The sequence below is a fragment of the Pseudomonas sp. So3.2b genome (assembly GCF_019464415.1).
GTDB classification, from domain to species: Bacteria; Pseudomonadota; Gammaproteobacteria; order Pseudomonadales; family Pseudomonadaceae; genus Aquipseudomonas; species Aquipseudomonas shahriarae.
In genome coordinates, this window is record NZ_CP080494.1 from 4797080 (window position 1) to 4815901 (window position 18822).

Sequence of the window (18822 nt, forward strand, 5' to 3'; positions counted from 1 at the left end):
GCCTGCGATGGCATCCCCTCAATCTGACTGAAAGATCGAGGTGCCCGCATCGCAGGCAAGCCAGCTCCCACACACGCCAGTTGCCACATTTAGATCAGCGTCACACCCGGAGTCAGCGCGGCCGGCAAGACCAGGCTCGGGGTTTCCAGGGACGCCACCGGGTACGCGCAATAATCCGCCGCGTAATACGCACTGGCGCGATGATTGCCCGATGCCCCTACCCCGCCAAAGGGCGCGGTGCTGGCGGCGCCGGTCAGTTGCTTGTTCCAGTTGACGATACCGGCCCGGCTCTCCAGCCAGAACTGCTGGTAACGCGCCTCGGAGTCCGACAACAGACCAGCGGCAAGGCCGTACTGGGTGTTGTTGGCTTCACTGATCGCCGCTTCGAAATCCGCGTAACGAATCACTTGCAGCAACGGGCCGAACAGCTCTTCGTCCTCGCGCTCGGTCACGGCCGTGACGTCGATGATGCCTGGCGTCAGCAAGGCTGCCTGCGCCTGGGGCTGAGTCATTTCCAGCAGCGCCACGGCGCCGTTGGCCAGCATCAACTCCTGGGCCTCCATCAAGGCCTTGGCCGCCGCCAGGGAGATCACCGAGCCCATGAACGGCGGCGGTTGCTGGTCGTAGGCACCGACGGCAATGGTCGCGCTGACCGCCACCAGGCGCGCCAGCAGTGCATCACCCCAGGCGCCTTCCGGTACCAGCAGGCGCCGGCCGCAGGTGCAGCGCTGGCCGGCGGAAATAAAGGCCGACTGGATGATGGTATAGACCGCAGCGTCCACATCGGCCACCTGGTCCACCACCAGCGGGTTGTTGCCGCCCATTTCCAGCGCGAGGATCTTGTCCGGGCGCCCGGCGAATTGCTGGTGCAGGTGGTTGCCGGTGCGGCTGGAGCCAGTGAAGAACAGCCCGTCGATACCTGGATTTGAGGCCAGGGCAATCCCGGTCTCGCGCGCGCCTTGCAGCAGGTTCAACACGCCCGCTGGCAGGCCGGCTTCGACCCAGCACTGTACCGTCAGCTCGGCCACTTTAGGGGTCAGCTCGCTCGGTTTGAACAACACGGTATTACCCGCGAGCAAGGCCGGGACGATATGCCCATTGGGCAAGTGGCCTGGGAAGTTGTAAGGGCCGAACACGGCGACCACACCGTGAGGCTTGTGGCGCAATACAGCGGTGGCGTCGCCCAGAGGGCCGCTCTTCTCGCCGGTACGTTCGCGGTAGCTTTGCACCGAGATCGCGATTTTATTGGCCATGCTGGTGACTTCGGTGGCCGATTCCCACAGAGGCTTGCCGGTTTCCTCACCAATGCAGCGGGCGATTTCATCGGCGCGGCTTTTCAGGGTGGCGGCAAAGGTTTCCAGCACACTGATGCGCTCTTGCAGCGGGCGCTTGGCCCAGGCCGGGAACGCTTGGCGTGCGGCCTGCACCGCGGATTCGACCTGCTCGACGCTGGCGCCATTGCCGGCCCAGACCACTTGCTGGGTCACCGGGTTCAGCGACTCAAAGCGTTCACCCTGGCCAGCCAGCCAGCTCCCTGCGATATACAACGCATTCATTATTTCGACTCCCGGGCAGCAGACAACGGTACCGCACGCACTTGATCACCAGCCACCAGTTGCAGGCGCTTGGCGGTCAGCGGATCGACCACCAGCGTGCCGGCAGCCAGGCGCGCCGGTGCGGCGGTGATGCGGCACTCTTCACGTTTACGGTTATGCATCAGGAACGGCGTGGCGTCGTCCCCCGGCGTGCCAATGGCCAGTACGAGCGCCTGGCTGTCGCGCACCGCGCGGATCTTGCTGGTCTCACACTCCACCGCCGGACCTGCGTCGAAGATATCGACGTAACCCTGGTAGCTGAAGCCTTCGCTCTTGAGCATGCTCAAGGCCGGCTCGGTGTCGGGATGAACCTTGCCGATCACGTTGCGGGCGTCCTCGGACAAAAAGCAGGTGTACAGCGGGAACTTGGGCATCAGTTCGGCGATAAACGCCTTGTTGCCCACGCCGGTGAGGTAGTCGGCCTGACTGAACTCCATCTTAAAGAAGTGCCGGCCCAGGCTTTCCCAGAACGGCGAACGCCCGGCGTCATTGGACACCCCGCGCATCTCGGCGATGATCTTGTTGCCAAACAGCTGCGGGAACTCGGCGATAAACAGCATCCGCGCCTTGGCCAGCATGCGACCGTTGAGGCCGTTGCGGTAATCGGCATGCAGGAACAGCGAGCACAGCTCGGAGTTGCCCGTCAGGTCGTTGGCCAGGAACAGCGTAGGAATCTCGCGGTAGATGTTCAGCTCCTGGGAGGCGCTGACCGTCAGGCCGACCCGGAAGTTGTACCACGGCTCGCGCAGGCCGACGGCGCCGGCAATCGCGGAAATCCCCACCACGCGGCCTTCGTCGTTCTCCAGCACAAACAGGTAGTCGGCATCCCCGCGCCCGGCTTCGCCGCGAAAGGTTTTTTCAGCCCAGCCCACCCGGTGGGTCAGGCGCTCTTCGTTGGCCGGCAAGGTGGTGAGACCGGTGCCAGTGCTGCGCGCCAATTCAATCAGGGCCGGTAAATCGCTGCTGCGTACGGGACGAACGATCATGCTATCTCCTCAAACGGGCCGCTGGCTGCAGCCACCCGCGAAACTCTGCTTTTAAACCGCGACCAGACGCACGCTGGCGCCTTCGCCGACGCCCAGGGCTTCGGCCGCTTCCAAGTCCAAGGTCACGGGCTTGCCCGGCGCGTAGTCCAGTTCGAGCATGACCGCGCGGTAATCCTGCAACTGCGCGTTGCTCACCAGGTACTGGCGGCCGACGCCCTTGACCATCTCGCCGATCTTCACCGGCACCACGCGGCTCTGGGCGATCGAACGAATGCCCGAGACCCGTGCATGCAGGGTCGGGCCACCGTCGAAGATGTCGATGTAATGGTCGGTTTCAAAGCCTTCGCGCATCAGGATGTCGAAGGTGATCTGCGCACGCGGGTGTACCTGGCCCATGGCTTCCTGGGCTTCGTCGGGCAACAGCGGCACGTAGATTGGGTAGTGCGGCATCAGTTCGGCAAGGAAGGTGCGGCTCTTCAACCCGCACAGGCGCTCGGCGGCAGCATAGTTGAGGTCGAAGAAGTTGCGGCCGATGGCGTCCCAGAACGGCGAGTCACCGTTCTCATCGCTGTAGCCGACAATCTCGGTCACCACCGAATCGGCAAACCGCTCCGGGTGGCTGGCGACAAACAACAGGCGGCCACGGGAGTTGAGTTCCGACCAGGCCGACCCCACCAGCTCCGGCACCACATAGAAGCTGGTCAGCAAGCTGTTGCCGGTCAGGTCGTGGCACTGGGACAGGACGTGAATCTTGTTGTGGATCTTCAGTTCACGGGAGGCGTGGACGAAGGTCTCGTTGCGAAAGCTGTAGAACGGCTCGGAATAACCGGCCGAGGCGACGATGGCCGAACAGCCCACCAGCTTGCCGGCAACGGTGTCTTCGAGAACAAAGAAATAGCTTTCTTCGCCGTTGAAACTCACTTCGGCGGCGAAGGACGCTTCGCTGGCGGCGATTTTGTCGCTCAGGCGTTCAACGTCATCCGGCAGGGAGGTGACACCAATCGGGCTGTCCGCAGCCAGACGCTGTACCTCGCCCAGATCAGCCATTTGCGCGGGGCGCATCACCAGCATGGTGTCACTCCTTAACTCGAAAACTTCATAAAAAAATGCCGGACACCAAACCTGGAATCACCCAGGTTCCAATGTGGCAGCGGGCTTGCCCGCGATTGCGGTGGGCCAGTCACAACAACGTCGACTGACAGATCGCTATCGCGGGCAAGCCCGCTCCCACATTTGATCCGGTTCGTTAGATAAATGTGTATCTATCAGGCTTGCGTCAGTGTTTTTACAGCACGCTCAAAACGATCCAGCCCTTCAGTGATATCCGCATCTTCCACCACCAGGCTCGGCGCAAAGCGCACCACGTCCGGGCCGGCTTGCAGGATCATCAGGTTCTCTTTCTCGGCCGCGTTGAACACGTCCTTGGCCTTGCCTTTGAAGGCGTCGCTCAATACGCAACCGAGCAGCAGGCCCATGCCACGCACCTGGGTGAAGATCCCGTATTTCTGGCCGATCTGCTCCAGGCGGGCCTTGAACAGGTCGTGCTTGGCATTCACGCCGGCCAGCACCTCAGGGGTGTTGATCACGTCGATCACCGCTTCCGCCACCGCGCATGCCAGCGGGTTGCCGCCGTAGGTGGTGCCGTGGGTGCCGACCACCAGGTGCTTGGCCAGGTCTTCACGGGTCAGCATCGCGGCAATCGGGAAACCACCGCCCAGGCTCTTGGCGCTGGTAAGGATGTCAGGCACAACGCCGTAGTGCTGGTAGGCAAACAGATGGCCGCTGCGGCCCATACCGGTCTGCACTTCGTCGAACACCAGCAGTGCATTGTTGGCGTCACACAGGTCGCGGGCACCTTGCAGGTACGCAAGTTCGGCCGGCAGCACGCCGCCTTCGCCCTGGATCGGCTCCAGCACCACGGCGCAGGTCTTGTCCGACACCGCAGCTTTCAGCGCGTCCAGGTCGTTATAAGGAACGTGGGTGATGCCGGTGATTTTAGGACCGAAACCATCGGAGTACTTCGACTGGCCACCGACGTTGACGGTAAACAGGGTGCGGCCGTGGAAGCTGTTCAGTGCGGCGATGATCTCGTATTTCTCGCTGCCGAAACGGTCGAACGCCACGCGACGGGCCAGCTTGAAGGCGGCCTCGTTGGCTTCGGCGCCGGAGTTGCAGAAGAACACGCGCTCGGCAAAGGTGGCGTCGATCAGTTTATGGGCCAGGCGCAGGGCCGGCTCATTGGTGAACACGTTGGAGACGTGCCACAGCTTGTTGGCCTGTTCAGTCAGTGCACCGACCAGCGCCGGGTGGGCATGGCCCAGCACGTTCACTGCGATGCCGCCGGCAAAGTCGATCAGCTCGCGACCCGACTGGTCCCACACACGGGAACCTTCGCCACGCACAGGGATAAAGGCGGCAGGGGCATAGTTGGGCACCATGACCTGGTCGAAATCGGCACGTTGCACCGGGGCTTGCTCAACGGACATCGGAGTCTCCTGAAGAGGAACGCCTGCCTGAAACTGGCGGGCGATGCAGGGATTGTAAGGACAGTTTTCAGCGCGGCCTTGCCGCCAAGCGACAACTTCTTATAGCGCCAACCCCCGTTTTACGCGGGTTTACGCCAATGCGACAAATAGCTTCGCAATGGCGCAGTTTAAACAGAAGACAGGCGGTTGCGGCAGTGCCGTGGGAATTTTGCTCAGTTGCATGCGCCGGACAAGACGCTGCTCAGCCGCGCTCGGACGGCACCGACGACAACTCGAACGGGCTGCTGCTGCGACGCTGGTTGCGGTCTTCACGCGGGGTGGCGCCGAAGAAGTTGCGGTAGGCGCTGGAGAAGTGCGGCCCCGAGGAGAAGCCGCAGGACAGGCCGATCTGGATGATCGACTTGCTGGTTTGCATCAACATCTGGCGCGCCTTGTTCAGGCGCAGTTCCAGGTAGTACTGGCTGGGAACGCGGTTGAGGTATTGCTTGAAGATCCGTTCCAGTTGTCGTCGCGACACGCACACATGCTGGGCGATTTCGTCGGTGGTCAGCGGCTCTTCGATATTGGCCTCCATCAGCAACACCGCCTGGGTCAGCTTCGGATGGCTGGAGCCCAGGCGGTTTTGCAGAGGGATGCGCTGGCGCTCGCCACCTTCACGGATGCGCTCCACCACCAGTTCTTCGGAGACCGCGCCCGCCAGTTCGGCGCCGTGGTCACGGGCCAGCACTGCCAGCATCAGGTCGAGGACCGACATGCCGCCACAAGCGCTCAGGCGATCGCGGTCCCAATCGAACAAATGGCTGGTGGCAATGACCTTGGGAAAACGCTCGGCAAAGTCGTCCTGCCAGCGCCAGTGCACGGCAGCACGATAGCCATCGAGCAACCCCAGTTGCGCCAGGGGATACACCCCTGCCGACAAGCCACCGATCACGCAGCCGGCGCGTACCAGCTGCTTTAGCGCAGAGCCCAGTTGCGAGGCGATCACCGTCGGCGGCTCATCGGCCAGCAGGAACAGCTTCTGGAAACCTTCCAGCTTGCCGGCCCAGGGTTCGCCGGGCAATTTCCACTCACCCTCGACCGGCGGCTCGGCCTGCAGGAATGACACCTCGTAGACCACATCCGGATGCACCCGCTGGGCAACGCGCAAGGCCTCCTCAGCCAGCGCAAGCGTCAGGGCTTTAGTGCTGGGCCAAATCAGGAAACCGATGCGATGGGCTGTCATGGAATGCTATCCGAAACGAAAAACGGGAGTAGAGGCATGGGCCAATGCTAGCCCGTAAGTAAACACAAAACTCAACACAAACAGAGATCTGATGTGGGGGCTGGCTTGCCTGCGACAGCGGCGGGCCAGTCACCTCGCCATCGCAGGCAAGCCCGCCCCCACAGGGAATCGAGGCCAACCTCAAGGCTGCGAAGCATGCACTATTTCAGTGCATAAACGCAGCCCTGTTTACTTCAAGCTACCGGACAAGAACTGCTGCAACCGCTCGGACTGCGGGTTGACCAGCACTTCACGCGGGTTGCCGCGCTCTTCGACAATGCCTTTGTGCAGGAACACCAACTGGTTCGACACTTCACGGGCAAAGCCCATTTCGTGAGTCACCACCACCATGGTCCGGCCTTCCAGGGCCAGGTCCTGCATGACTTTCAAGACTTCGCCGACCAGCTCCGGGTCGAGGGCCGAAGTCGGCTCGTCAAACAGCATCACCTCAGGCTCCATCGCCAGCGCCCGGGCAATTGCCACGCGCTGCTGCTCGCCACCGGACATATGGCCGGGGAAGGCGTCCTTGCGGTGGGCCACACCCACTTTGGCCAGGTAGTGCTCGGCCTTTTCGCGGGCGTCTTTTTTCGACATGCCCAGCACGTGTACCGGGGCTTCCATGACGTTTTCCAGGGCGGTCATGTGCGACCACAGGTTGAAATGCTGGAACACCATGGACAGGCGCGAACGCATGCGCTGCAACTGCTTGGGGTCGGCGGCCTTCATCGCGCCGTCCTTGTTGGCCACCAGCTTCAGCTCTTCGTTATTGAGCAGGATCTTGCCGGCGTGAGGCTGCTCCAGCAGGTTGATGCAGCGCAAAAAGGTACTTTTGCCCGAGCCACTGGACCCGATGATGCTGATCACATCACCGGCCGCGGCGGCCAGGGACACGCCTTTGAGCACTTCATGACTGCCATAGCGTTTATGCAGGTCTTGGACTTCAAGTTTGTACATGCGGTCGGTTCTCACAAAAACAGTTGGTCAGTCGTTGAGCAAGCGCCCGTGACGCAGCGCTTCGCGCCCCGCCACCTTGGCCAGCCAGAAACCCGCTTGGGCATAACGTAGCCGTTCAACGGCAAACAACACCCCCGACGTACCGGCACAGACAATGCTGACGCGGTCGGCCAAAGGATCAATCACTTCAAAAATCGGTTCGCCGGTTTCCACCCAGTCACCGGCTTTACGCAGGTAACTGATCACCCCGGCGTGGGGTGCGAACAGCAATTCGGTGCCTTCAAAGGGCACCCCTTCACACGGCTCATGTTGCGGCGCCGGCCACTCACCCTTGATCAGGCCCTGCTCGGCGAGGAACGCGAGGATGCCTTCGGCGTGAAAAATCGCCTCATCCCGACCGGTGTCGGCCTGACCGCCCAGCTCCAGGGTGGTTGCCAGGCAAGCCAGGGGGATCTGCGCCTCGGGGAACGCCCGCGACAAACGCAGCCACGGCAACGAGCAGGCTTCATCAAACGAGCTGCCGCCGGAGTCTTCCGCCAACAGGCCGACCTTCACATTCAAATGCGCCGACAACGAACGCCACTGCGGCCAGTGCTGGGGCAGCGCGTACATGTGCAGCGCAGCTTCGGCATCGCAGTGCAGGTCGAGGACCACATCGGCGGTGCAGGCATGGCTCAGCAAGACCCGCTGCATGCCTTGCAACTGGCTGCTCGGCTCGGGCAATGCATTGAGCGCATCGCTCATCGCCTGGCGGATCATGCGCACGTTGGCGTGAGGATCGTCGCCCAGCCGGCCTTCCAGCAGGGCCGCCACCGGCGCGCTCAACTCGACGAAATCACGGTTGAAGTTCTTGCCGCTGCCAATCTCGAAACGCCCCTGGTGGCTGCCTTGCAGCAACTGCCCGAGGCCCATCGGGTTGGCCACCGGCACCAGTTCGATCACCCCATTGAGCGCACCCTGCTGCTCCAGCTCAAGCAGGCGCTTTTTCAGCTCCCAGGCCGCGCGCATCCCCGGCAACTCATCGGCGTGCAGGCTGGCCTGCAGGTACGCCTTGCGCTCGCCGTGGCCGAAGCGGAACACCGTCAGTTGGCGCTCGCAGCCCAGGTGCCCCCAGGGCAATACGTGGTCGATGCGTTCCATATCAGTGCTTCCGCGGAGCCAGGTAGCTCAACCAGCGACGCTCGGCCAGCTTGAACAGGCGCACCAGGATGAACGTCAGGCTCAGGTAGAACAGGCCCGCGGTGATATAGGCTTCGAACGGCAGGTAGTACTGGGCGTTCACCGTGCGCGCGGCACCGGTGATGTCGATCAGGGTAACGATGGAGGCCAGGCTGGTGGTCTGCAACATCATGATCACTTCATTGCTGTACTGCGGCAGTGCCCGGCGCAGGGCCGAGGGCAGCAGGATGCGGCGGTACAGCTTGTAGCGCGACATGCCCATGGCCTTGGCGGCTTCGATCTCGCCATGGGGCGTGGCCTTGAGGCTGCCGGCGATGATTTCTGCGGTGTAGGCACTGGTATTGATGGCAAAGGCCAGGCAGGCGCAGAAGGTTGCGCTGGACAGCCACGGCCAGAGGAAGCTCTCGCGTACCGCTTCGAACTGGGCCAGGCCGTAGTAGATCAGGAACAGCTGCACCAGCATCGGCGTGCCGCGGATCACATAGGTGTAGAGCCAGGCCGCGCCATTGACCAGCGGCTGCTTGGACACCCGCATCAGGCCCAGGGGCACGGCGGCGAGCAGGCCGAAGAACAGCGAGATCAGCAGCAGTTTGAGGGTGGTCAGCAAGCCGCCAAGGTACAGCGGCATGGCCTCCCAGATGACGTTGTAGTCGAAGATCATAGATCAGCCGCCTTTACGCCTACCGAGTAGCGCTTCTCAAGGTAACGCAGGGCCAGCAACGAGACGCTGGTGATCACCAGGTACATCGCCGCCACCGCGAGGAAGAAGGTAAAAGGTTCGCGGGTGGCATCCGCCGCCTGCTTGGCCTTGAACATCATGTCTTGCAGGCCCACCACCGAAATCAGCGCAGTGGCCTTGGTCAATACCAGCCAGTTGTTGGTAAAACCAGGGATTGCCAGCCGGATCATCTGCGGCACCATCACCCGGAAAAATACCTGGAACGGGCTCATGCCATAGGCCATGCCCGCCTCGGCCTGCCCCTTGGGGATAGCCATGAAGGCGCCACGGAAGGTTTCCGAGAGGTAGGCGCCAAAGATGAAACCCAGGGTGCCGATACCGGCGGCCAAGGGGTTCAAGTCAATATAGTCGTCGTAGCCCAGTAGCGGCGCGACGCGGTTGAGCAGGTCCTGACCACCGTAGAAAATCAGCAGGATCAGCACCAGGTCGGGGATCCCGCGGATCACCGTGGAATACAGGTCGCCCAGCCACGCCAGCCAGCGGACCGGCGACAGGCGCAATGCAACCCCGATCAGACCCAGAACAATGGCCAAGGCCATGGACGACAAGGCGAGCTGAAGCGTCAACCATGCGCCATCGAGGATAACGGCCCCGTAGCCTTTCAACATGATTCAGGTCCTCGAAAAGGCGGATGAAAAAATGGCGCAAACTTCAGAGACCCTGGTGCTTGCGCCATTCTGGACAGACAACTGCGAAGGTTTACTTGGCGTCAGCGCCGTAAATATCGAAGTTGAAATACTTTTTCTCGATTTCTTTGTACTTGCCATTGGCGCGGATCGCAGCGATGGCTGCATTGATGCGCTCCAGGTTGGCCTTGTCGCCTTTACGCACTGCAATACCGATGCCGTCGCCGAAGTACTTGGCGTCGGTGAACGCAGGACCTACGAACGCGTAGCCTTTGCCCGCGTCGGTCTTCAGGAAACCGTCTTCGAGCAGGGTCGCGTCAGCCACGGTGCCATCAAGGCGACCGGCAGCCACGTCCAGGTAGATTTCGTTCTGGGTGCTGTAAGGAACGATGGTCGCACCTTTAGGCGCCAGGACTTCCTTGGCGAAACGGTCGTGGATCGAACCGCGCTGTACGCCGATCTTCTTGTCCTTGAGCTCAACCAGGCTGTCGCTGACGGCAACGCCGTCCTTCATCACCAGGCGCGCCGGGGTCAGGTAGTAGCGGTTGGTGAAGTCCACGGACTTCTTGCGGTCGTCAGTGATGGACATGGACGACAGAATCGCGTCGATCTTGCGGACTTTGAGCGCCGGAATCAGGCCGTCGAATTCCTGCTCGACCCAAGTGCACTTGACCTTCATCTCTTCGCACAGGGCGTTGCCGATGTCGTAGTCGAAACCGACGATGTTGCCGTCCGGCGCCTTCGAGGCAAACGGAGGGTAGGCTGCTTCGATACCAATTTTCAGCGGCTTCTCTTCAGCGAAGGCTTGCATGGACAGCACGGACAGCGCCAGGGCGCCCAACAGCACGAGTTTCTTCATCTTGGGACTCCATCGGTATAGGACAAAAACAGCAGTATGAGCCATGGCCCACGATGCGACTGAGTGAAACCGAATAGCGGTGCTGCGTCCTACACCAGTTCAACACGGCGACGACGAGCGAGTGATCGGCATTCTAACGACAGGCCGGAAGCCGATATTTCCTCAATGCGACAACAATTTACAGAAGCACCGAGAAAGCGACTCCAATACATTGACAACCCCTGAAATCTATGCAGAGGCAAAAGATATTAAACCTATTAACGCTGCAAATTGCGGGCCTATTATTCGCAAACCCTTCTATCCCGGCAAGTGTAGCGTTTGATCTTATTTTGCCGGGTGTCTAAAACGGGCATTTTCGGGGCACTGATGTAGCACTTTGCCTCATGTTTGGGCGCAGGGTTACACATTTGCACCGCTGGGTAACATTCAGAAACGCCCTACGAGATAAACCGATATTTATTGACTTGCTACTGAGAGCGGTCTGTCAGCCGCCAACTGCCACATTGCTGGTACTTCAAAGTGAATTCCCACAAAAAAGCCCCACCCGGCTTACACCGAATGGGGCTTGGTCCCATCAACCCGCTTACGCGGCGTTCATGGTCTTGTGGGTATCAATCAAATGCTGCACCACGCTTGGATCGGCCAGGGTGGAGATATCGCCCAGCCCGTCATACTCGGCCGTGGCAATCTTGCGCAGGATACGACGCATGATTTTCCCCGAACGGGTCTTCGGCAGACCCGGTGCCCACTGGATCACGTCCGGCGAAGCAATCGGGCCAATTTCCTTGCGTACCCAGTTCTTCAGCTCCAGGCGCAATGCTTCAGTCGGCTCCTCGCCGTTTTTCAGGGTGACATACACATAGATGCCCTGCCCCTTGATGTCGTGAGGTACACCGACCACTGCTGCTTCCGTGACTTTCGGGTGGGCAACCATGGCGCTTTCGATCTCGGCGGTACCCATGCGGTGCCCGGAAACGTTGAGCACGTCATCCACACGGCCGGTGATCCACCAGTAACCGTCTTCATCGCGACGCGCGCCGTCGCCGGTGAAGTACATGCCACGGAAGGTCTTGAAGTAAGTGTCGACGAAACGGTCATGGTCGCCGTACAGGGTACGCGCCTGGCCTGGCCACGAATCGAGGATCACCAGGTTGCCTTCGGCGGCGCCCTCGATGATGTTACCCAGGTTGTCCACCAACGCCGGTACCACACCAAAGAATGGGCGTGCCGCCGAACCCGGCTTGAGCGCGTGAGCGCCCGGCAATGGGCTCATCAGGGTCGCGCCGGTTTCGGTCTGCCACCAGGTATCGACAATCGGGCAACGGGATTGGCCGACGTTCTTGTAGTACCAGTCCCACGCTTCCGGGTTGATCGGCTCACCCACCGAACCCAACAGGCGCAGGCTGCTGCCGTCAGTGCCTTCGCAGGCGGCGGTGCCGGAAGCCATCATTGCGCGGATCGCCGTCGGCGCGGTGTAGAGGATATTGACCTTGTGCTTGTCGACGATTTTCCCGACCCGGGTGATATCCGGGTAGTTCGGCACGCCTTCGAACAGCAGCGTGGTCGCGCCATTGGCCAGCGGGCCGTAGACAATATAAGTGTGGCCAGTGACCCAACCGACGTCGGCGGTGCACCAGTAGACTTCGCCCGGGCGGTAGTCGAACACACGCTCGTGGGTCAGGGCCGCGTACAACAGGTAGCCGCCGGTGGTGTGCTGCACGCCCTTGGGCTTGCCAGTGGAGCCGGAGGTGTAAAGGATGAACAGCGCTTCTTCGGCACCCATCTCTTTTGGCGCACAGACAGTGCCCGCCACTTTCATCAGGTCTTCATACCAGATGTCGCGATGCTGGTTCCACTTGATCTGGCCATTGGTGCGCTTGCACACGATGACTTTCTGGATGCTGCTGGTTTCCGGGTTGGTCAGCGCGTCGTCGACGTTGGCCTTGAGCGGCACCTTCTTGCCGGCACGGATGCCTTCGTCAGCGGTGATCACCACTTTGGATTTGCAGTCGATGATGCGACCGGCCAGGGCCTCAGGCGAGAAACCGCCAAACACCACCGAGTGGATCGCACCGATGCGGGTACAGGCCAGCATGGCGACCACGGCTTCGGGAATCATCGGCATATAGATGGTCACCACGTCGCCGCGGTGCACATCCTGGCCACGCAGGGCGTTGGCGAACTTGCAGACTTGTTCATGCAATTCGCGATAGGTGATGGTACGGCTCTCGGAAGGGTCGTCGCCCTCCCAGATGATTGCCGCCTGGTCGCCACGCTCGGCGAGGTGACGGTCCAGGCAGTTATAGGAAACGTTGAGGGTGCCGTCTGCGAACCATTTGATATCGACATGGTGGTCGTCGAACGAGGTCTGCTTGACCGTGGTGAAAGGCTTGATCCAGTCAAGACGCTTGGCTTGCTCGCGCCAGAAGCCGTCGGGGTTGACCACCGACTGCTGGTACATGGCCTTGTAGGTCGCCTCGTCGGTCAGCGTGTTGGCTGCTACTTCGGGGCGAACGGGGTACAGGGAAGCCGCACTCATCTTTCTTACCTCGGTGACAATAGTTGTTGTTGTATGCCCCTGTTTTAGCCGGGGTAGGCCTATAGAACCATTCGACGATGGTAGTAACAAGCCCCTACAAATTACCCTGATATCCCCTTGCAATGCTCTGGCTCGGGGCTTGTGGCGCTTTTCTCAGCCTCTAAAAAAACCTCTGTGGTGGATTGTTACGAAAACCGCCAAAAGTGTTTATCAAAAGCACGGGTATATGAATGCAACCCAGGCGCCTAAAATCAGCCTCGCCAACAAGGCACCGTGATTAACCAAGTTGCAGCCCCCACGAAGGCACGTTAATCCGAACTCACTACTCAAGTTACACACGTGGCCTCACAAGGGCCCCGTGACCCCCTTCGACTGTAAAAAGGTAAATTGGAAATGAAAGCTTTATTAGTTATGGCCCTTGCCAGCCTGTGCGCCACCGCCGCCCTGGCCGACGAGATCCCGACTGACGTAGCCAGCCAGCACACCGCCATTGTTGAGGAATACACCTACTCCACCGATCTGGATATCGCCAAAGTGGTGTCCATGAGCGCCATCCCGAATGTCTGCGAAGTTGTTCCAGCGCGCATGGAATATGAAGACCACCAGGGCCAGCGTCATATTCTTAATTACAAAGTCATGGGTAATGGTTGCTCTAACGGTTAATAACTTAGTTAGTTAGAACTTAACCTGGCAATGTTCGCCGCAAGGAATTGTCCTTGCGGCAAAGAATCACCCGCAAAATCCTCGCCTTGCCCCCTGCTTCAAAAATCCCTCACCGCCCGTCAAAAAAATCCTACCCCGGCAAACCCTTGTAAACCCGTGCCCCGGCCGGAAATACCCTCATTTTGCCCCTCGACTGAGGCTATCCGCCGCAACACAAAGGCAAATTTTTCCCTATAATGCGCGGGTAAATCGGGCCTGCAATATCCCTTTACATGGGGTAACGAGCCAGACCTGAGGCCCCGCAGGAGTACGACACTGTCGCTCCGCCCCTCAGGCCTCAAGCAGAACACCCGTAGCCCTATTCCGTTTAATGCCTGCGCGAGCTGTTGCAACAAACGATTCCTTAAAGATCCACCGCGGCCCTTGGGCCGTGTGAACACCCAACCATCCGGTTTCACACGGGCACCATTGGCCCACACGCAGGAGACGACACGTCATGCTGAGCTGGGACGAATTCGACAAAGAAGAAGAAGGCGAAGTAGCCGCTAAAGGCGCCAACGCCGGCCACGCCACCGAAGCCAACATGGACCGCCTCGACGGTGCCGGCGCTGCCGCCGCCATCGAAGCCCGCGCCGTCACCGCCAACGACTCCGCCGCCATCGTGCGCGCCAAGGCTGCCCTGGACAAACTCGACGTCGCCGAAGGCCTCGCCGAACTCGAAGGCGCTTCCGCCCGTGTTGCCGTTGACGAAAAGCGCATGATCAACTGCCGCGCCGACCTCAACCAACTCGTACCCTTCAAGTACGACTGGGCCTGGCAGAAATACCTCGACGGCTGCGCCAACCACTGGATGCCGCAAGAGGTCAACATGACCGCCGACATCGCCCTGTGGAAAAACCCCGAAGGCCTGACCGACGACGAACGTCGCATCGTCATGCGCAACCTGGGCTTCTTCTCCACCGCCGATTCCCTGGTCGCGAACAACCTGGTGCTGGCCGTGTACCGCCTGATCACCAACCCGGAGTGCCGCCAGTACATCCTGCGCCAGGCCTTCGAAGAAGCGATCCACACCCACGCCTACCAGTACTGCATCGAATCGCTGGCCATGGATGAAGGCGAGATCTTCAACATGTACCACGAGATTCCATCGGTCGCCAAAAAGGCAGCCTGGGGCCTGAAGTACACCCGTTCGATCTCCGATCCGAAGTTCGAAACCGGCACCGTCGACACCGACAAAGAACTGCTGCGCAACCTGGTCGCCTACTACTGCGTGCTGGAAGGCATCTTCTTCTACTGCGGTTTCACCCAGATCCTGTCCATGGGCCGCCGCAACAAAATGACCGGCGTGGCCGAGCAGTTCCAGTACATCCTGCGCGATGAGTCGATGCACCTGAACTTCGGCATCGACGTGATCAACCAGATCAAAATCGAAAACCCACACCTGTGGGATGCCGACATGAAGGAAGAAGCGACCCAGATGATCCTGCAAGGGACCCAGCTGGAGATCGAATACGCACGCGACACCATGCCACGCGGCGTATTGGGCATGAACGCGGCGATGATGGAGGACTACCTCAAGTTCATCGCCAACCGTCGCCTGTCGCAAATCGGCTTGAAGGAAGAATACCCAGGGACCACTAACCCGTTCCCGTGGATGAGCGAGATCATGGACTTGAAGAAAGAAAAGAACTTCTTTGAGACCCGGGTGATCGAGTATCAGACCGGTGGGGCGTTGAGCTGGGATTGATCAGCTCATAGTCGCGGCGTGAAAAAGCCCTGGGGTCGCACCCGGGGCTTTTTTATGGCCGCCGGTTTGCCATTTCTTGAAGTACATCACCTCAAGCACCTGGCCCGTAAGGGTTCGGATCGCATCTCCAATGCTGTAGCCTTGTGCCCCAATTGCCATCAGCGTTGTCACCGGTCGAGCGACCGGGATGATTTCACTGCGGGGTTTTACTCGAGAATCAGCAGATTGATACCGGAGTAGACTCCTGCGGTCACAGCTTATGCATTCCAAAAAAATAGTAGATAGGACCGAGGCCACCCCGTGAACCCAGACATGCTAGAAGCCGGCCCCGTGGGCGCCAAGGTACTTTCAGTGTTCGACTTCGACGGCACCCTGACCCGCCACGACAGTTTTGTGCCGTTTCTCAAGTTTGCTTTCGGCAAGCAGGAATTCAATCGCCGGATGCTCAAGCTGGCGCTGCCGGGCTTGCGCTTTCTGGTGCGCCGGATGAGCCGTGATGAGCTCAAGGCGCAGTTGATTCGCACCTTTATGACCGGCGTAGAGAAGGCCTGGGTGCAACGCAAAGCCGAAGAATACTGCCAGGCTTATTGGAACAAGCTGATGCGCCCTGCCGGTTTGCAGTCGGTGGCCGATGAAATTGGCTCCGGTGCCGAAGTGACGTTGTGTTCGGCTTCGCCGGCAATCGTGTTGCAACCTTTTGCCGATCGCCTGGGAATCAAACTAATCGGGACCGAGCTTGAGGTGGTCGATGGGGTGTTGAGTGGACGCCTTACGGGCAACAACTGCCGTTGCGAGAACAAGGTGTTGCGGCTTGAGGCGGTGTATGGCGACCTGGGTGAGTATCGGCTCAGGGCCTGGGGTGACACGCGCGGGGATCGCGAGTTGCTGGCGGCGGCGCAAGATGCGCATTGGCGGCATTTTCATTCGGCCAAGCGCCGAGGCAAACCGAAGCCGTAAGCCGCTTGGAACCAGCCCTTTCAGACGCGTTGAAAGGGCTGCGCCCCGATAGCGGACATTTGTGCTACCTGCGCAACCCCGCTATTAATAGCGAATCTTGCCACGGACCCGCCCCGATGAAATTCGACACAGCCTATTGCCTGAGCCTGGACGAAAAGCTGTCGATCTATGACGTGCGCGACCTGAATTTCGACGAAACCGCCGCCTTCGACTCCGATAAGGACAGCTTCCTCTGCCCCAACGATGATTGCCGTGCAGCGTTTGCGGCGGGCAATGTGCTGGGTACGTTCAATGGCAAGAACGTCAACTACCTGCGCACCCCGCATTTCAAGAACCTGCCCAGCACCCGGCATATCGACGGCTGCCGCTATGCCAGCCACAAGGCCGCTGCGGGAGACGCTGCGGACGAGCGCGAGGAGAACTTCCCGTCGGAGTTTGTGCTGACTCGGCGTCAGTACGAACGCAAGACAGTCATCCAAGGTTCCGCAGACGCTATCCCACAAGATCCGGCGAAAGCACCTTCGAAAATCTCCAATACTTCCCACAGCGCCAGCGAAACCACCCCGGACAAGACCAGCGTCTTCGCCCACCCGGTGGAATGCTACGTGTCCAATATCGACGACAAGGACAAGCTCAAGGGCATGCCGTTGAAGATCGGTGAGCACACCGCGACGTATTGGGCGTTTTTCAAGAAGATCGAATACCTGCAAGACAACAAGGGCTTGATCTACTGGGGTCGGATCAAAGCGATCAAGGACTACACCAGCAGCGTTCGCATCGACTTTGAAAAGAAAGTGTGGCTCGACAAGAAGCCATACTCCGTCAACGTCTACCTGAACAAGAAGCTGATCGAGAACTACCGCAAGCGCAAGGCGTTCCTGGAGCAGATCAGGGCCGCCGTAAACAGCGATCGCCCGCTGTATTGCTTCTTTTATGGTGTGACGCCGGAGTTGAAACAGGTACCAAGCAAGAAAAACCCCGAGCAGACGTTCGGGGTGTTCAGTGCCGATATCCAGAACCTGGACCACCTGCTGATCCGCGAGGCGCCGGGGCTGGAGGAGAAGTGACCGGGAGCGCCCGCCAATCGCGGGCCGATCAGCCGAGAAAGAATCCAGTTGATGAACGGTCAAAACAACTGTACAAAAACACAGTATAGTTTGCCCTCCCCCGTTGGATTCCTGGAGAACCCCATGTCCTCTCTGGCAGTGAGCACCACCGTAGATCAGCAAATCGTCCTTCATCAATTCACCCCACGGCACAGTGTGCAGGCCCGCGCGCTGCTGGGCTGGAGCCGGGAAGACCTGGCCCGACAAGCCGGGGTTGGGGTGGACGCTATCCAGCGTTTTGAAAGCCATCAGGAGGTGGATGACGCCATCCGCATCGCCCTGGCATTTCGTCTGGAGCACGAAGGCCTGGTGTTTTTCCCAGGGTTTGCGCCGGGATGGGGCATGAGCGGGCGGCGCTCCCCTGCGCCACAGGCGGATGCCGAACCGGCTCGTCGGAGCCTTATCGCCCGGCTGCTGGGCTCGCCATCCTCGAACACGCCTCAACCCAACGGCGCTTAGGCCCGATGACCGCGCAAAGGGTCACCTCACGGGCATGTCGGCGTGAGCCTGCATCGCCTGTTGATAGACCCGCACCAAGACCGACAGCGAGTCCCGTGCCCAACGGGCACCGTAGAACCAGAGTACGACCCTCGTGCCTTGGAGACCGTCGCTGAATATCTGGCATACGCCTGGGTATCCGGTTTTGCAGAAGAGGTGGAAGGCTGGGCTTTGGCCGTCTGACACCAACGCGTCGAGGCGATGCTCGTTCGTTCGCTTGTCGATCTCGTTGCTGGACTCCAGGGTGAAGTACGCGGCATCCGGTAACTGTGCCTCCACTGGCACCACTTGGGCGCCGGCAGCCTTTAACACCTCCAAAGCCTGGAGAAATCCGCTGGAATGCTCCACCGTTTCACGTACACCGTTGCGCAAATATCCGTCGGCAAAACCGATACGCCAATCGGCCAGGGCGGGAGCGGATTTGGCGGCGTTGTTTTCCATGATGGGCGGAACTTCCACCATGACCTGGCCTACAGGGTCCAGGCCGCTCAAGGCAATAAGCGATAGCGACGGATCACGTACGGTCTTCATCATCGGGCCAGGGATATCAAACCTGGGGCCCTGGACGACAGGCGCAGCAGCAGGCTGAAACTCAATGCCACCGCGAGACGTTGACACATTGTCTGT

At 60.1% G+C, this 18822-nt stretch carries 17 protein-coding genes and 1 pseudogene; 6 read left to right on the forward strand and 12 right to left on the reverse strand.

The genetic code is table 11. The annotated features are described in order from the left end of the window. Positions 1-89: 89 nt before the first annotated feature. The 11 genes from astD to acs all read right to left on the reverse strand — a co-directional run bounded on the left by astD (position 90) and on the right by acs (position 13224). On the reverse strand, positions 90-1559 hold the full coding sequence (gene astD / locus K1X80_RS21500; protein WP_220172975.1) for a succinylglutamate-semialdehyde dehydrogenase: 1470 nt from the start codon (positions 1557-1559) through the stop codon (positions 90-92). Further along, a complete protein-coding gene (gene astA / locus K1X80_RS21505) occupies positions 1556-2581 on the reverse strand; it encodes an arginine N-succinyltransferase (RefSeq protein WP_057960449.1) in 1026 nt (341 codons plus the stop codon). The genes astD and astA overlap by 4 nt, the downstream gene beginning before the upstream one ends. Before the next feature lie 51 nt (positions 2582-2632). Beyond that, positions 2633-3652, reverse strand: a complete 1020-nt coding sequence (aruF, locus tag K1X80_RS21510; RefSeq protein WP_032861580.1) for an arginine/ornithine succinyltransferase subunit alpha — start codon at positions 3650-3652, stop codon at positions 2633-2635. Positions 3653-3846: 194 nt separating this feature from the next. Beyond that, positions 3847-5067, reverse strand: a complete 1221-nt coding sequence (locus K1X80_RS21515; protein WP_057439713.1) for an aspartate aminotransferase family protein — start codon at positions 5065-5067, stop codon at positions 3847-3849. A gap of 241 nt (positions 5068-5308) precedes the next feature. After that, the gene (locus tag K1X80_RS21520; protein WP_057439714.1) at positions 5309-6289 is read right to left on the reverse strand and encodes a GlxA family transcriptional regulator; all 981 of its coding nucleotides are present in this window, start codon (positions 6287-6289) and stop codon (positions 5309-5311) included. 228 nt (positions 6290-6517) lie between these two features. Further along, positions 6518-7282, reverse strand: a complete 765-nt coding sequence (locus K1X80_RS21525; RefSeq protein ID WP_029294441.1) for an ABC transporter ATP-binding protein — start codon at positions 7280-7282, stop codon at positions 6518-6520. A 27-nt stretch (positions 7283-7309) separates the two neighbouring features. Continuing rightward, positions 7310-8422 (reverse strand): succinylglutamate desuccinylase/aspartoacylase family protein, encoded by a 1113-nt coding sequence (locus tag K1X80_RS21530; protein ID WP_057439715.1) that lies wholly within the window; start codon positions 8420-8422, stop codon positions 7310-7312. A 1-nt stretch (position 8423) separates the two neighbouring features. Next, positions 8424-9122, reverse strand: coding sequence for an ABC transporter permease (locus K1X80_RS21535; protein ID WP_057960451.1), 699 nt, complete (start codon positions 9120-9122; stop codon positions 8424-8426). Continuing rightward, on the reverse strand, positions 9119-9808 hold the full coding sequence (locus K1X80_RS21540) for an ABC transporter permease (protein ID WP_029294434.1): 690 nt from the start codon (positions 9806-9808) through the stop codon (positions 9119-9121). The genes K1X80_RS21535 and K1X80_RS21540 overlap by 4 nt, the downstream gene beginning before the upstream one ends. A 91-nt stretch (positions 9809-9899) precedes the next feature. Next, a complete protein-coding gene (locus K1X80_RS21545) occupies positions 9900-10685 on the reverse strand; it encodes an ABC transporter substrate-binding protein (RefSeq protein ID WP_057439716.1) in 786 nt (261 codons plus the stop codon). A 583-nt stretch (positions 10686-11268) separates the two neighbouring features. Beyond that, positions 11269-13224 (reverse strand): acetate--CoA ligase, encoded by a 1956-nt coding sequence (gene acs / locus K1X80_RS21550; protein ID WP_200659889.1) that lies wholly within the window; start codon positions 13222-13224, stop codon positions 11269-11271. Positions 13225-13617: 393 nt separating this feature from the next. On the opposite strand from acs, the gene K1X80_RS21555 reads away from it, so the two are divergent. The 6 genes and pseudogenes from K1X80_RS21555 (at position 13618) to K1X80_RS21580 (ending at position 18156) form a co-directional block, all read left to right on the forward strand. Then, entirely contained in the window at positions 13618-13887 is a 270-nt protein-coding gene (locus K1X80_RS21555) for a DUF2790 domain-containing protein (RefSeq protein ID WP_057444078.1), read from the forward strand. A gap of 496 nt (positions 13888-14383) precedes the next feature. After that, positions 14384-15634, forward strand: coding sequence for a ribonucleotide-diphosphate reductase subunit beta (locus K1X80_RS21560; protein WP_090291778.1), 1251 nt, complete (start codon positions 14384-14386; stop codon positions 15632-15634). Between the two features lie 51 nt (positions 15635-15685). Further along, positions 15686-15874, forward strand: a pseudogene (locus K1X80_RS21565) (HNH endonuclease); the annotation flags it as partial. A gap of 72 nt (positions 15875-15946) precedes the next feature. After that, positions 15947-16591: an HAD family hydrolase gene (locus K1X80_RS21570; protein ID WP_057960453.1), complete on the forward strand. Its 645-nt coding sequence runs from the start codon at positions 15947-15949 to the stop codon at positions 16589-16591. Between the two features lie 116 nt (positions 16592-16707). Further along, positions 16708-17658, forward strand: a complete 951-nt coding sequence (locus tag K1X80_RS21575; RefSeq protein ID WP_057960454.1) for a hypothetical protein — start codon at positions 16708-16710, stop codon at positions 17656-17658. Between the two features lie 123 nt (positions 17659-17781). Further along, positions 17782-18156: a helix-turn-helix transcriptional regulator gene (locus K1X80_RS21580; protein ID WP_057441910.1), complete on the forward strand. Its 375-nt coding sequence runs from the start codon at positions 17782-17784 to the stop codon at positions 18154-18156. Positions 18157-18177: 21 nt separating this feature from the next. On the opposite strand, the gene K1X80_RS21585 is transcribed toward K1X80_RS21580, so the two are convergent. After that, positions 18178-18726: a hypothetical protein gene (locus tag K1X80_RS21585; protein WP_169990009.1), complete on the reverse strand. Its 549-nt coding sequence runs from the start codon at positions 18724-18726 to the stop codon at positions 18178-18180. Positions 18727-18822 lie beyond the last annotated feature (96 nt).